Annotated in this window: 12 protein-coding genes; 10 read left to right on the top strand and 2 right to left on the bottom strand. The window is 60.2% G+C overall.

The window, feature by feature from the left end:
• The first annotated feature begins 61 nt into the window (after positions 1 to 61).
• Positions 62 to 1,567, top strand: coding sequence for an IMP dehydrogenase (gene guaB, locus ACIP6G_RS02350; RefSeq protein ID WP_105657608.1), 1,506 nt, complete (start codon positions 62 to 64; stop codon positions 1,565 to 1,567).
• An 81-nt stretch (positions 1,568 to 1,648) separates the two neighbouring features.
• On the opposite strand, the gene ACIP6G_RS02345 is transcribed toward guaB, so the two are convergent.
• Together ACIP6G_RS02345 and ACIP6G_RS02340 are read right to left on the bottom strand one after the other, a co-directional pair.
• Positions 1,649 to 2,416 (bottom strand): SDR family NAD(P)-dependent oxidoreductase, encoded by a 768-nt coding sequence (locus ACIP6G_RS02345; protein WP_105657607.1) that lies wholly within the window; start codon positions 2,414 to 2,416, stop codon positions 1,649 to 1,651.
• 24 nt (positions 2,417 to 2,440) lie between these two features.
• Positions 2,441 to 3,775, bottom strand: a complete 1,335-nt coding sequence (locus tag ACIP6G_RS02340) for a short-chain fatty acid transporter (protein WP_400288758.1) — start codon at positions 3,773 to 3,775, stop codon at positions 2,441 to 2,443.
• 292 nt (positions 3,776 to 4,067) lie between these two features.
• On the opposite strand from ACIP6G_RS02340, the gene ACIP6G_RS02335 reads away from it, so the two are divergent.
• From ACIP6G_RS02335 to guaA, 9 genes are all read left to right on the top strand, one after another.
• The gene (locus ACIP6G_RS02335; protein WP_286134196.1) at positions 4,068 to 5,129 is read left to right on the top strand and encodes a LacI family DNA-binding transcriptional regulator; all 1,062 of its coding nucleotides are present in this window, start codon (positions 4,068 to 4,070) and stop codon (positions 5,127 to 5,129) included.
• 76 nt (positions 5,130 to 5,205) lie between these two features.
• Complete coding sequence (locus ACIP6G_RS02330) at positions 5,206 to 6,528, top strand: MFS transporter (RefSeq protein WP_332731638.1); 1,323 nt, start codon at positions 5,206 to 5,208, stop codon at positions 6,526 to 6,528.
• Positions 6,529 to 6,556: 28 nt separating this feature from the next.
• Positions 6,557 to 7,342, top strand: a complete 786-nt coding sequence (locus tag ACIP6G_RS02325; RefSeq protein WP_286134194.1) for an SDR family oxidoreductase — start codon at positions 6,557 to 6,559, stop codon at positions 7,340 to 7,342.
• Positions 7,343 to 7,353: 11 nt separating this feature from the next.
• A complete protein-coding gene (locus ACIP6G_RS02320; protein ID WP_400288467.1) occupies positions 7,354 to 8,286 on the top strand; it encodes a 3-keto-5-aminohexanoate cleavage protein in 933 nt (310 codons plus the stop codon).
• A gap of 271 nt (positions 8,287 to 8,557) precedes the next feature.
• Entirely contained in the window at positions 8,558 to 9,874 is a 1,317-nt protein-coding gene (locus tag ACIP6G_RS02315; protein WP_400288465.1) for a BtrH N-terminal domain-containing protein, read from the top strand.
• 174 nt (positions 9,875 to 10,048) lie between these two features.
• Positions 10,049 to 11,200: a GuaB3 family IMP dehydrogenase-related protein gene (locus tag ACIP6G_RS02310; protein ID WP_400288463.1), complete on the top strand. Its 1,152-nt coding sequence runs from the start codon at positions 10,049 to 10,051 to the stop codon at positions 11,198 to 11,200.
• Positions 11,201 to 11,374: 174 nt separating this feature from the next.
• Complete coding sequence (locus ACIP6G_RS02305; RefSeq protein WP_400288460.1) at positions 11,375 to 12,184, top strand: SURF1 family cytochrome oxidase biogenesis protein; 810 nt, start codon at positions 11,375 to 11,377, stop codon at positions 12,182 to 12,184.
• A 50-nt stretch (positions 12,185 to 12,234) separates the two neighbouring features.
• A complete protein-coding gene (locus ACIP6G_RS02300) occupies positions 12,235 to 12,699 on the top strand; it encodes a DUF3817 domain-containing protein (protein ID WP_105657600.1) in 465 nt (154 codons plus the stop codon).
• Positions 12,700 to 12,845: 146 nt separating this feature from the next.
• On the top strand, positions 12,846 to 14,432 hold the full coding sequence (guaA, locus tag ACIP6G_RS02295) for a glutamine-hydrolyzing GMP synthase (protein WP_105657599.1): 1,587 nt from the start codon (positions 12,846 to 12,848) through the stop codon (positions 14,430 to 14,432).
• Positions 14,433 to 14,524 lie beyond the last annotated feature (92 nt).

Below are 14,524 nucleotides of genomic sequence, written 5' to 3'. Positions count from 1 at the left end.
GGAACGCCAAAAGAGCTCTACCATTTAATCAACCTCCGCTGTCGCCCCGAAAGGTTCCCCCGTGACTGAGTTCAACCCCTTTGCCTTTGAAGGACTCACCTACGACGACGTTCTGCTGTTGCCTGGCCCGACGGATGTGATTCCTTCGGAGGCGGACACCACCACCCGCTTCACCAAGCGCATCAACATCCAGGTGCCCATCAGCTCCGCTGCAATGGACACGGTGACCGAAGCACCCATGGCAATCGCGCTGGCACGCCAGGGCGGTATCGGCGTGATCCACCGCAACCTTTCCATTGAGTCCCAGGCCAAGCAGGTTGACCAGGTTAAGCGCAGCGAGTCGGGCATGATCACCGACCCAGTCACTGTGCACCCGGGTGCCACCTTGGCTGAATGGGATGAGCTGTGCGCTCAGTACCGCGTCTCCGGTCTGCCAGTGGTAGATGAGAACCGCAAGCTGTTGGGCATCATCACCAACCGCGACACCCGCTTTGTTCCTCGCGAACGCTACATGACCACCAAGGTCTACGAAGTGATGACCGGCATGCCGCTGGTGACCGCTCATGACGGTGTAGCTCCAGAGAAGGTAATCGAGCTCCTGTCCAAGAACCGCATCGAGAAGCTTCCACTCATCGATAACGACGGCAAGCTCACCGGCTTGATCACCGTCAAGGACTTCGACAAGGCCGAGCAGTACCCGCTGGCGACCAAGGACGACGAAGGCCGTCTGCGTGTTGCAGCTGCTGTTGGCTTCTTCGGCGAAGGCTACGAGCGTGCCATGACCCTGATCGACGCCGGAGTTGACGCACTGGTTGTCGACACCGCCAATGGCCACTCGCAGGGCGTGCTGGAGATGATTGCACGCCTGAAGAAGGATCCAGCGGCCGCGCACGTGGACATCATCGGCGGCCAGGCAGCCACCTATGACGGTGCCAAGGCACTGATCGATGCTGGCGCTGACGCCATCAAGGTCGGCGTTGGCCCGGGCTCCATCTGCACCACCCGCATCGTTGCCGGCGTGGGCGTTCCCCAGGTTACCGCTATCTACGAAGCAGCCAAGGCAGCTATTCCAGCTGGCGTTCCATTGATCGCTGACGGCGGCCTGCAGCACTCGGGCGATATCGGCAAGGCCCTGGTGGCCGGCGCCGACTCGGTCATGCTCGGCTCCCTGCTGGCAGGTACCGCTGAGTCCCCTGGCGATCTGGTCTTCATGGGCGGCAAGCAGTTCAAGGCCTACCGCGGCATGGGCTCGCTGGGCGCAATGGAAACCCGTGGCAAGAACACCTCGTACTCCAAGGACCGCTACTTCCAGGCTGACGCGCCATCGAACGAGAAGCTGATCCCTGAAGGCATCGAAGGCCAGGTCCCTTACCGCGGCCCGCTGTCGGCTGTCACCCACCAGCTCGTGGGCGGCCTGCGCCAGACCATGTTCTACGTTGGCGGACGCACCGTTCCCGAGCTGAAGGCACGCGGCAAGTTCGTCCGCATCACCGCAGCAGGCCTGAAGGAATCGCACCCGCACGACATCATGATGACCGTTGAGGCACCGAACTACCGTTCGCGCTAAGGCTCATCTGATGCGGAAAACCCCATCACCACTGGCGCATTGCCAGAGGCGATGGGGTTTTTCGCATCTCTGCTAGCTGATTCAGGAGGCCAGCCAGCCACCGTCGACGTTGAGCATCTGTCCAGTGATGTACCGGGATGCTTCCGAAAGCAAGAAAACCACCGGTCCGGCAAAGTCATCAGTGTGCCCCAGCCTATTCATCGGGATCCGTGAGAGGATTCGTTCTCTGTCTGCCGGTTTGGCCAGGAGATCTGAAGTGAGCTGCGTTTGGACGTATCCGGGAGCAATGCCGTTCACGCGGATGCCTTGTTGCGACCATTCCCGGGACAGCGCGCGGACAGCTCCGAGTACGGCTGACTTCGACATGACGTATGGTGCGACATTGGGCAGCCCAATGGTGCTTGCCAGGGAGCAGAGGAAGACGTGGCTTCCGACCGCGCTGCCGCGGGAGATCTCCCGCCGCGCGATCTCGGTGCTGAGGAACAGAGGGGCTTCGGCATTGACCTTCTGTACCCATCGCCATTCCTCAGGATCCAAATCGATGGCCTGCTTGCGCAGCTGCACACCCGCAGCATGGATCACGGAATCAACCGGACCGTTGCCTTCGGCAAGGTCTACAAGTTCATTGGCTTTGCCGGTTTGCGCTACATCCCAGGTATAGGTGTGCAGGCGTTGCCCATCGAGTCCGGCAAGCTGCCGTGTTTGCTCCAGCTGGGACTCCGTGCGGGACACTGCGCTGACACGTGCGCCGGCTTTGACGGCTGCCAGTGCCATAGCCTGCCCGATGCCGCGGCCAGCTCCGGTCACCAAAACGTGACGGTTGGCCAGTGAAAACTGTTCAAGACTCATGGGAATTCCTTGTTTGCGTGCTCGTTAGAAAATGTAGGTGGGCAACAGCAAGATGAAGAGGAATACCGCACCGCTGATGACCAATGAAACAAAGGTGTACTTCAAGATGGATCTCACTCCGAGCCCCGCGATCGCCAAGATCGGCAATGCGAAGAACGGCTGGATCATGTTGGTCCAGGTGTCGCCGTAACCGATTGCCATGATGATCAAGGCGGGATCCGTGCCCAAGGCGTTGGCCGCTTCGATGAAAATCGGTCCCTGAATGGCGAATTGGCCGCCACCACTGGGCACGAAGATGTTTACCAAGCCGGCGGCGAGGAAGGCGACAATCGGCAATGAGTTCGCGTTGGACATCGAGATGAACGCATCGCTGAGCACGGTGATCAGTCCCGTCGTTGTCACGATCCCCAGGATGCCGGCGTACAGCGGATACTGCAGCAGCACTTCGCCGGTGACTGTCGAAGCGTTCTTGATCAGCCCGGCCAACGCTACAGGGGAGTCAACCAGCAAGAGGATGATCGCGAGCATCGACCAGTTCACGATGTCGAAGGTCAAAACGAAGCCCAGGCGCATGAAGTGCCCGACGATGAAGACGCTGAGCAGTAGTCCCAGTCCGGTCGTGACGTAGCGCTTGGATTCAATCCAATCTGCCGGGCTTTCCGGTTTCCCAGCTTGACGGGCCTCCGTCTGGGAATCCGGGTTGCTGAGCGGGATCTCCAGGATCTCCTCGTCGGTCTTAGGCCGGGACATCGCCATGCCGATGACCAGCGCGGGAATCATGATGAGCAGGCCAGTCATATTCCACCAGCTGAAGACCGTTTCCGTAACCGGGACCGGAGCACCCAGGAATTCCTCGATGAAGCTGCCAGGAGTGGCCGAAGTCAGCGGGGCTGCCCCTGAATATCCCATATGGTAGGGAATAAAGCCGGTGTAGGCGGCAGCGACCAACAAAGGGAAGTGGACTTTGATGCCGCGTTCGCGGCAGCTGGTGGCGATACCCTTGGCCAGAATCGCTCCGACGATTAGTCCCAGGCTCCACTGGGCCCAGGACACCAAGCAGGTCAGCAGGGTGACCCAGGCGTAGGCCTGCACCGCGTTCTTTGGAATGCTTGATACTTTCGACAGCACCCCCTGGACCTGGCGGGTATGGGCCAGTGCATGCCCGAAGAGCAGGGCCAGGCACATCTGCGTGATGAAGGCCAGTAGCCCTGTCAATCCTTCGCCCCAAGCATTCACCACGGCGACCGGAGACGAGTCGGTCATCGTCAAGGCCATGAGCATCACGATCAACGTCAGCAGGACGGCGAATACCATTGCTGAGGGCATCCATCGTTCGACAAGACGAGTCACAGGCTTCATTGCGGTTGTGAGCATCGTGCACCTCCAAGAGTAGGCCGATCAATTTGCTGGAGAGGAATATGACTGCCGTCACATCCTTTCGAGGACGCTACTAGTGCGGTTCGGCATTAAGCAATCGTAAGTGGCTAGGCATCCTATCTCCGGTTGCACCCGGTGCTTCAGGTGCATGAATAAGGTGATTCAGAAGATTTAGCTTTTGAAGCTTAATGTTGCTTAACGTATTTCCATGCCATGTAATGGTGATCACAAACATTCGCAGGTTCTTATCCGATTTCACCAATGGAGGTGCGCGTTGACCACCCAGTCGCATTTATCGCTTCGACCAGCGCGTGTCTCTGCTGCTGCTGTTGCCCGAGCTGCAGGGGTCTCTTCTGCAACGGTCAGCTACATCATGAACGGTCGACCCGGTGCCTCGCCTGAGACCCGGCGCCATGTGCTGAAGGTGGCGAACGAACTTGGCTACCGTCCCGCCAACCATGGGCAGCAGCAGGACCCGCTTCTGACCCGCGTGGTCGGCCTAGTGCTGCCGAACATCGTGAACCAGATGTATACGATCTGGGCACAGCACATCATCAATGCCACCGCCGCGGCCGGGTTCGATGTCTTTGTCGCAACAACGGGGGACGACCCCGAGGCGCTGGATCAAGTTGCTCGTACCCTGGCTGCCCGGAATGTTGATGGCGTCATTATCGCCGCTGCAATCAAGGAAGATTCGCGTTCTCTGAGGACCTTTCGCCAGAAACGAATTCCCTATGTCTGCCTGTCGCGCAATTCCGAGCATCTGCCTGGTGATTTCGTCGGGATCGATGACGACGCGGCTGCGGGGGAACTCATGTCCCACGTTCTGGATCACGGCTATTCGGAGGTGGCCACTGTCATCGGGCCGCGTTCCTCTACTGCGTCTTTGTTGCGCGAACAGGCTTTTGTCCGGGTTGCCCAACAAAGGGGTGTCCGGGTTGCGGGAGAACGCCTGATCAGTACCAAGCTCAGTTCGGAAGGCGGGCAGCTGGCCGCCAAAAGATTGTTCAGCTCGGCGCATCCGCCACGGGCTGTGGTCTGCGGATCGGATGAAATTGCCATTGGTGTCATGGAGCATGCGCTGTCGCTGGGCCTGCGCATTCCACAGGATGTCGCGATCGTCGGCTGTGACGGACTCAGGCACAGCCGCTCGAAAATCATCGGGCTGACAACAATTGTCCAGCCGGTGAAAGACATGGCGGAAAGGTCCTTCGAGCTACTCCTGGAACAGATCGTCGAGCCGCGGAACACCTACAAGCACACGATCTGCGAGCACAGCCTCCATATCGGTAGGACTTGCGGGTGCCCTGCTACAGGGCGAATGCCTGCCCTCTAGCTCACCACTAGACATTCTCAAAGCCAAGGGCCTGGTGCCCTCTACTCGTCATGCCTGCATGCGGAAGGAACTGACCGTGCAAACTACCAACGCGACACGTCGGATGCGCTCACCGGAAATGCTCAACAAGCTGATTTTCCGGCGCATCATGCCGCTGCTGATCGCAGCCTATGTCATGGCTTTCATTGATCGCACGAATATCGGCATGGCCAAAGACCGGTTGGAAATCGATCTGGGTATCTCGGCTACAGCGTACGGCGTGGGTGCCGGGCTGTTCTTCTTGACCTACGCGCTTTCGGAGATTCCCTCAAACCTGATCATGCACAAGGTCGGCGCACGGTTCTGGATCATGAGGATCATGATCACTTGGGGAATCCTGTCTGCCTGCATGGCACTGGTCCAGGGGGAGTGGTCCTTCTATATCCTGCGCATGCTGCTGGGCATCGCTGAGGCGGGCCTATTCCCGGGAGTCATCTACTTCATCACCCAGTGGTTTGTCGTCAAAGACCGCGCCCGGGCCAACGGACTCTTCTTGCTCGGCGTAGCCCTGGCGAACGTCATCGGGGCGCCGCTGAGCGGCCTGCTGCTGACTATGGACGGCGTTGGCGGGTTGCACGGATGGCAGTGGATGTTCATCATCGAGGGGTTGCCAGCGTGCTTCTTGGCTATCGCAGTTTGGAAACTCCTGCCCAACAAGCCCACCGAAGCTAAATTCCTCACCCAGGCCGAGGCCGAGGACTTGGAAGCGCGAATCGCGGCTGAGGAAATCGCCGGCGCGCAGGCTGCTGGAAATTCCAAGCTTCTCCATGTTCTCAAGGACAAGCAGATCCTGTTGGTCGTTGCGATCTACTTCTCCCACCAGATCGCAGTCTACGCATTGAGCTTCTTCTTGCCTTCGATCATCGGTACATACGGAGAGCTATCCACCATCCAGATCGGCTTGCTCACCTCGATACCGTGGGTCTTCTCTGCCGCAGGCGCCTTGCTGATCCCCAAGCTTGCCACCAATGGCTCGCGATCGCGGATCGTTGCCAGCGCAACCATGACCGGCATCGTTGCCGGGTTCACCCTCGGTGCGCTTGGCGGACCGGTGCTCGGACTGATCGGCTTCTCGCTAGCCGCGTTCAACTTCTTCGCGTTGCAGCCGATCCTGTTCACCTACCCGGCAACCCGCCTTTCCGGTGCGACTCTGGCTGGCGGCATTGCTTTCGTGAACACCGTCGGGCTGTTCGGCGGATTCCTTGGTCCCTACATCATGGGGCTGATGGAAGAAGCTACTGGAAGCAAGATGTCGGGCCTCTGGTTCATTGTCGCGATCTGCGCCGTTGGCGCACTGCTCACTCTCAAGCTCAAGCAAGGCACCGAGGATCCCGCTAAAGCCGCTGTGTCCGGCCACTAGGCATCTAACTAAGGAGCAACGAACTCTAATGAATACCCATAACATGAAAATGGACTTTGACGGACTCCGGGTTCTCGTCACGGCTGGAGCTGCGGGCATCGGCCTGGCGATCGCTCAAGAGTTCAGGAACCATGGCGCACAAGTCTTCGTTACGGATATCAATCCTGAAGCAGTGCGTGCCGCCGCGTCGGCGGGTTTTGCCGCCTCCGTGAGCGACGTGTCGGATGAAGATCAGGTACGTGGATTGCCCGATCAGATCCAGCAGTCTCTAGGGGGACTGGACGTCCTGGTGAACAATGCCGGAATCGCCGGTCCTACCGGGCCTATCGAGACTCTTGAATCCGAAGATTGGATGACGACTTTCGATATTAATGTCCACGGACAATTCTTCTGCATCAAGCACTTGCTCCCGTTGCTGCGCCAGTCCACCCGCGGATCCATCATCAACTTGTCCTCGGCCGCTGGCCGTCTGGGCATGGCAGGTCGCAGTCCGTACTCGGCATCGAAATGGGCAGTGATCGGGCTGACCAAGACGCTTGCCATCGAGCTCGGCGGTGAAGGAATCAGGGTCAATGCCATCTGCCCGGGGGCAGTCAATGGCCCGCGCATCCAATCCGTCATCGAGGCGAAGGCGCGAATGCTCCAGCGTCCGGTGGACGAAGTCTCCGATCTGTACCACGCGCAGTCATCGCTCAACAAGCTGGTCGAGGCCGAGGACATCGCCAATATGGCGGTGTTCCTGGCCAGCCCGATGGCACTTCGGATCAACGGCCAGGCCATGGCAGTCGATGGCAACACCGAGAAACTGTACTAGGAAGGCGTATTGTGAAAAACAAGCGAAAAGTCATCATTACCAGCGCTGTCACCGGCGCTATCCATACCCCCAGCATGTCGCCGCACCTGCCGGTGAGCGCCGATGAGATTGCCGAAGCTGCGCTTGGCGCCGCCAAGGCTGGCGCGGCCATAGTCCACATGCACGCGCGTGATCCCAAGGACGGCCGCCCATCTCAGGATCCCAAGCATTTCGAACCGATCTTGGAGAAGCTCAAGAACGGCACCGACGCCATCGTCAACATCACCACCGGTGGCTCCCCGCATATGACCGTCGAAGAACGCATGCTTCCGGTGGCAACCTTCGAACCTGAACTCGCTTCGCTCAATATGGGATCAATGAACTTCGGACTGTATCCCATGCTGGACCGGTTCACGGAGTTCGAACACGATTGGGAACGAGAAGGCCTGGAAAATTCACGGGATCTGGTCTTCAAGAACACCTTTGCCGATATCCAGAGGATCCTGGAAATCGGTAACGCCAATGACACCCGGTTCGAATTCGAATGCTACGACATTTCCCACCTAAATAACCTGAGTCACTTCCACCAGCGCGGGCTGGCCCGTGGCCCGCTTTTCGTGCAGTCGGTTTTCGGTCTGCTCGGCGGCATCGGGGCGCATCCGGAAGACTTGATGCATATGCGCCGCACGGCTGACCACCTGCTGGGAGAGAACTACGAATGGTCCATCCTCGGTGCAGGCAAGAACCAGATGCCGTTAGCTACCATTGGAGCGGCCATGGGATCGCATGTACGTGTTGGGCTGGAAGATTCCTTGTGGATCGGACCGGGGCAGCTCGCCGCTTCCAATGCCGAGCAAGTGACCCGTATCCGGACCATACTGGAAGCACTGAATTTCGAGGTCGCGACTCCCGAGGAAGCCCGGGAGATGCTGGAGCTCAAGGGGCGCGACAAAGTCGGTTTCTAGGCGCCAAATGCCTTCGGCCTGAATAGCAGCACAAAATCAAACAGACTCGAGGCTCCATCTGTCCTGCCCCATGCAGGCATAGATGGAGCCTTGTTTTGTCCTAGTCCCAGTTTGACGCCGCGCATTGGCGCGCGCCGTGGCGTATCCAATCCCACTAGAACATCGCGGGACTCGCTCGCCGCGGACACGTAGACTTGTTCGATGGCGGCGCTTCCCTGCGCGTGCGGGAAACCTCGCGCCAATGCGCCGGTGACGGAAGGACAATCAGTACATGGGCCAGCCAGCCAACCTGAAGAAGCAAACCCGACAGCGTATGGAACGCACGGGGGAGAGCTACACCACCGCGCGCAAGAACATCTTGGCCGGCAAGCCTGAAAGCCCTCGGGCCGCTCGCGCTGCCGCCGCACGCGACTACGCCAAGGAAGCACGCGAAAAGGCCAAGGCGCAGGAGCAGAAAGGCAAGAACGCTCCGGCTGCTTCGCCAGCTGACGAACTGCCTGAGTACCCAGCGCCAAAAGATGTCATCCAGTACGATGCTGCGCTCTGGCACCGAGTCCTAGTCCAAGCTGGCGTCACCAACAAGCACACCGGCGAACCGCTGAGCCAGGCATTGCTCGCTGGCCTTGCCGGCGGTATCGGCTTCATGGCTTTTACCCATGAAGGCGGCGAAGAGACTGCAGTAACCTTGGTGACCCGCCACAACCCGGAACCCTATACACAGAACCTGCTGGCTCGTTGCGGTGCTACGGTGACCGAACGTACCACCGGCTCAGCCGAACGCGCTGTCGAATACATGGACGCTGCCCTGGACGCAGGCCGCACCGTGGTGGTTCGCGTGGCAATCAGCGCGCTGCCATGGATTGACGGCAACACGGTTGATGAGGCCGAGACCCTGGATCTCGTCGTCGTTGGCGAGCACAAGAAGGACCTGATGGTAGATGACGGTTCAGGTGCGCTGAACCTTATAAGCCCCAAGGAACTGGCCATCGCCCGTGCGATGCGCAAGAAGGAAAAGCACTGGCAGGCATGGATCCCGTCCTCGCGCTCGCCGAAGGCCGAGACCCTGGCCGCCAATGCTGTCGAGGCGATTGGGGAAACCACCGCTCGCCTGCTGGGCACCAGCGAGCTTTCCGGGGTTCCAGTGCACTTTGCCAAGAACTTCGGCATTACCGGCATGCGCACCTTGGCCACGCGACTGCGCGATAACGAGTCCAAAACCGGTTGGTCCCAGATCTTCGCAAGCCAGCAAGCGCTGGCCAACGGCTTGGACCAGCTCGCAGGTTTCTTCTCCGACACGCGTTTCAGCGGCGAGGGCGCGTTGCGCGGCCTGTACGCGGAGTTCCTTTCGGAAGCGGCGGAACTTCCAGGCCTGGCGGCGCTGGCAGCTCACGTAGATGCTTACCGGCAGCTCTCCACCCAGTGGGATGAGTTCGCGGACCTGATTGATCCAGAGACCGAGTTCGCCAAGCGTGCTGAGCACTTCGCCGTATTGGCTGACGCGATTGAGCGCATTGCCGATTCTGAAGAGCGGGCCGCCACCTCCTTGGCCGCGACCGCCAAGAAGCTTGCATACGAGGCAGCCAAGTAAACCTGGCTCAACATAGGCCCTGCCATCCGGTGATCTTACTCACCGGATGGCAGGGCATTGTTGTCCCGGTGTGCCACTTGCGGCCCCATGCGCCAGAGCCAGCGCAGAAACATCGCCTAAAGCCAATGCGCTATCAAAAGCGGGATTATCCGGGAATCTTGATAACCTAGTTAGGTGAGTAACGAGATTGAGATCGGCCGCGGCAAGCGGGCAACTAAGGCATATTCCCTGGACGACGTAGCGATCGTACCGAATCGCCGTACCCGTGATCCGAAGGACGTATCGGTGTCCTGGCAGATCGACGCCTTCCAGTTCGACACCCCTATCCTGGGCGCACCAATGGATTCGGTGACCTCCCCATCTACTGCAATCGCCTTGGGCAAGCTCGGCGGCCTGGGCGTGCTGAACCTCGAAGGCCTGTGGACCCGCTACGAGGACCCGGAAGCAGTGCTGGCTGAAATTGCCGGCCTGGAGTCCGAGGCGGCAACCCGCAACGACCCGAAGATCACCGCAAAGCTGCAGGAACTGTACTCGGCTCCCATCCAGCCTGAGCTGATCACCTCGCGCATCTCCGAGATCCGCGACTCCGGCGTTGTCGTTGGAGGCTCGTTGACCCCGCAGCGCACCCAGGAGCACTACAAGACCGTTGTCGCTGCCGGCGTGGACATCTTCGTCATCCGCGGCACCACCGTTTCGGCCGAGCACGTCTCGAAGACCACCGAACCGCTGAACCTCAAGCAGTTCATCTACGAACTCGATGTCCCAGTGATCGTGGGCGGCGCAGCAGGATACACCCCGGCCATGCACCTGATGCGCACCGGTGCAGCCGGCGTGCTCGTTGGCTTCGGTGGCGGCGCGTCCTCCACCACCCGCCGCACTCTGGGTATCCACGCGCCGATGGCTACTGCCATCGCCGACGTTGCAGCCGCACGCCGCGACTACATCGAAGAGTCCGGCGGACGCTATGTCCACGTCATCGCCGATGGCGGCATGGGGAACTCCGGCGACATCGTCAAGGCCATCGCCATGGGCGCCGACGCAGTGATGCTCGGTACCGCACTGGCCCGTGCCGATGAAGCACCAGGCGCCGGCTATCACTGGGGCATGGAAGCAGTTCACGAGGCCAGCCCACGTGGCGACCGCGCCAAGGTCGGCACCGTCGGCTCGCTGGAGAAGGTCCTGCACGGCCCATCGCACGAGACCAACGGCACCTCGAACCTGGTTGGTGCACTGCGCCGCTCGATGGCCACCACCGGCTACTCGACCCTCAAGGAATTCCAGCGCGTCGACGTCGTGCTGTCCCCGTACGAATCCGATCGCTTCTAGCGGATCCTGATCTGGCCCTGCTCTTCTTTCGAAGGGTGGGGCCAGTGTCGTTTAAGCGCTTGGTCTCAACGAATGAATAAGCAAGTTGGTTCCACCAGCGGAAAATAAGGCAACAGGGCTAATCTCACGCCATCGCATTTCGAGTTCTACGCCAAATAGAAGTACCGTTAGAGTGTGCTTAAAACCGCTCTGAAGCCCAAATGGATCGGCGCCCTCTTTGCCGCGCTAGCTCTCGCCACCGGATTCGTTCTCTTGTCCGGATGGCAGTTCGGCGCCTCCGAAACCGAGCCGCCGGTCAAGATCGACAAGACCGAGAAGCCGGTCGCGCTGATCGAGCATCAGGAAGTCGGCAAGGAGCTGCTGGGCATCAAGGCAGACCAGATCGTCACCATGTTGGGCGAATTCGTCCCCGGCACCGATCAGCTGATTGCGCCTCGGCTGAATGGCGATCAGCGCGGTGTCTGGGTCATCACCCAATTCAAGGTCGAGGGCGCGGCCCAGGACGCCGGTATTGCGGTGGTACGCGGCTGGCAGCCTGAAGCAACCAAGCCAGCTCCGGCACCTGAAGGCGAACTGGAGATCACCGGGCGCCTGCTGCCTAGCGAAGGCCCGGAATTCCGCGAAGACCTGCGCAGCGCAACGCTGCCAACTCTCGCCTCGGCACAGCTGGCGAACATCTGGGATTCGGTCCTCTTTGAAGGATTCGTCACGGCCCACGAAATCACCACTGCCAAGGGCGAGACCGTAGCGCAGCCGGGCCTGGAAATTGTCGACGTCGGTCCGCAGCCCCAGGAAGCGCAGATCAACTGGCTGAACGTTTTCTACGGCTTGGAATGGGTCCTCTTCGCAGGGTTCGCCATCTTCCTCTGGTACCGCATGGTGCGCGATGATTACCAGCGGGATCTTGACGAGATTGCTGAGCGCGCTGCCGAAACACATATCAAGGGCGGCAACGCCACCCAAGCTGGAAACAGCAACGAATAGCATTTCACGCACACCGCACTTCTTACCGAAATCGGAAGGAATCACCAACGATGTCCAGCACCACCCCGGCACCGAAGCCCCGGAAATTCGGCGGCACCCCTAAGCAGATCCGTGCAGCCGCAACCTTCTACAAGGTCTTCGCCTACATCACCGGCGTGATGCTGCTGCTGCTCGTGCTGGAAATGATTTTCAAGTACTTCTGGTCCCTGGAACTCTTCGTGGGTGGCACCTTGGTAGATGGCACCTCCAACGCCGTCGGCATGTACAACCGTGCCGAGGTGGCCGGGGGACTGAACCTCTCGCTGGGCATCCTGATCGCCCACGGCTGGCTATACGTGGTGTACCTCTTTGCAGACTTCCGCCTGTGGACCTTGATGCGCTGGCCATTCATGCGCTTCATTACGATCGCCCTCGGCGGCGTCGTCCCGTTCCTTTCCTTCTGGACCGAAGCCAAGGTGCACGCAGAAGTAGACCGCGAGCTGGCCGCGCATCCAAAGGCCGCCAAGCGCTACTGACACGTGGCTGCATTCATTGCCAAAGGGCAGATCCGTTCATCGAAAATGAACAGATCTGCCCTTTGCCTTTGCCAAAAATCCACTAGGTGACGCTGATGACATCACCTTGGCTGTCTCGCGCGCAGTGAACCGCGTAGACTGTAACGGTGACTACTGCTCCCCTCAATCCAGAACATAAGCCGGTTCTGGTCGTCGACTACGGGGCCCAATACGCGCAGCTTATCGCTCGCCGCGTACGTGAGGCCCGTGTGTACTCGGAGATCGTTCCGCACACCCTGTCCACCGAAGCCATCCTGGCCAAGAACCCTGCAGCGATCATCCTCTCCGGTGGTCCTTCCAGCGTTTACGCCGATGGCGCCCCTTCCGTCGGGGCTGACCTGTTTGAAGCCGGCGTGCCGGTCTTGGGCATCTGCTACGGCTTCCAGGCCATGGCTAACGCCTTGGGCGGTACCGTGGCCGAAACCGGCCTGCGCGAGTACGGCCGCACCGCAACCAACTTTGAGGGCGATGCCCGCTCCATCCTGGCAGGTGCCGCTCAGGCCCCTACCGTCTGGATGAGCCACGGCGACTCCGTCTCCAAGGCCCCAGAAGGCTTCGAAGTGCTGGCCACCACCGCTGGTGCTCCGGTTGCCGCTTTCGCAAATGAAGCAAAGCGACTGTACGGCGTGCAGTGGCACCCAGAGGTGAAGCACTGCGAGTTCGGCCAGGATGTCCTGGAGAATTTCCTGTACAACGGTGCTGGCCTGAAGGGCGACTGGACCGCTGACAACATCGCTGACGAGCAGATCGAGCGCATCCGCGCCCAGGTCGGCACCGGCAAGGCCATCTGCGGCCTGTCCGGCGGCGTGGACTCCGCTGTTGCAGCTGCCCTGGTGCAGCGCGCCATTGGCGACCAGCTCACCTGCGTGTTCGTCAACCACGGCCTGCTGCGCGAAGGCGAAGCCGAGCAGGTTGAGAAGGACTTCGTAGCTTCCACCGGCGCCAAGCTGTACATTGCCGACGAGCGCGAGCGCTTCCTGACTGCTTTGGACGGTGTCACCGACCCGGAGACCAAGCGCAAGATCATTGGCCGCGAATTCATTCGCGCCTTCGAAGCAGCGGAAGCGGCGATCATCGCCGAGGCCGCTTCCGAGGGCGAGCCAGTGAAGTTCCTGGTCCAGGGCACTTTGTACCCGGACATCGTCGAATCCGGCGGTGGCGAAGGCACCTCGAACATCAAGAGCCACCACAACGTGGGCGGCTTGCCAGAGGACCTGGACTTCGAGCTGGTTGAACCACTGCGCACCCTGTTCAAGGACGAGGTCCGTGCAGTGGGCCGCGAGCTCGGCTTGCCTGAGGAAATCGTTGGCCGCCAGCCATTCCCTGGCCCAGGCCTGGGTATCCGCATCATCGGTGCCGTCAACGAAGAGCGCCTGTCCATCCTGCGCAAGGCTGACGCGATCGCTCGCGCCGAGCTGACTGCTGCAGGACTGGATGACGAAGTTTGGCAGATGCCAGTAGTGCTGCTCGCTGACGTACGCTCGGTAGGCGTACAGGGCGATCACCGCACCTACGGCCACCCAATCGTGCTGCGTCCGGTTTCCTCCGAGGATGCCATGACCGCTGACTGGTCGCACCTGCCATACGATCTGCTCTCGAAGATCTCCAACCGCATCACCAACGAGGTAGATGGGGTGAACCGCGTGGTGCTGGACGTTACGTCCAAGCCACCTGGAACCATCGAGTGGGAGTAAATCCCCAAGACTGCTAATTCACTGCGCTTTGGCGGGTGAATGGGAAGCGGATCCGGTACGCCGGTTCCGCTTCCCGCAGTTAAAACGTGTTT

Origin of the sequence: Glutamicibacter sp. NPDC088483 (assembly GCF_044753145.1) — a bacterium.
GTDB lineage: Bacteria > Actinomycetota > Actinomycetes > Actinomycetales > Micrococcaceae > Glutamicibacter.
The sequence above is the reverse complement of the archived record's forward strand: the minus strand, read 5'-3'. Positions and strand labels throughout refer to the sequence as shown.

Bases quoted from the DNA above. Each gene is read 5' to 3' on its own strand.
- ACIP6G_RS02345 (WP_105657607.1), bottom strand. From the start codon at position 2,416: ATGAGTCTTGAACAGTTTTCACTGGCCAACCGTCACGTTTTGGTGACC.
- ACIP6G_RS02340 (WP_400288758.1), bottom strand. From the start codon at position 3,775: ATGAAGCCTGTGACTCGTCTTGTCGAACGATGGATGCCCTCAGCAATG.
- ACIP6G_RS02325 (WP_286134194.1), top strand. From the start codon at position 6,557: ATGAATACCCATAACATGAAAATGGACTTTGACGGACTCCGGGTTCTC.
- ACIP6G_RS02315 (WP_400288465.1), top strand. From the start codon at position 8,558: ATGGGCCAGCCAGCCAACCTGAAGAAGCAAACCCGACAGCGTATGGAA.
- ACIP6G_RS02300 (WP_105657600.1), top strand. From the start codon at position 12,235: ATGTCCAGCACCACCCCGGCACCGAAGCCCCGGAAATTCGGCGGCACC.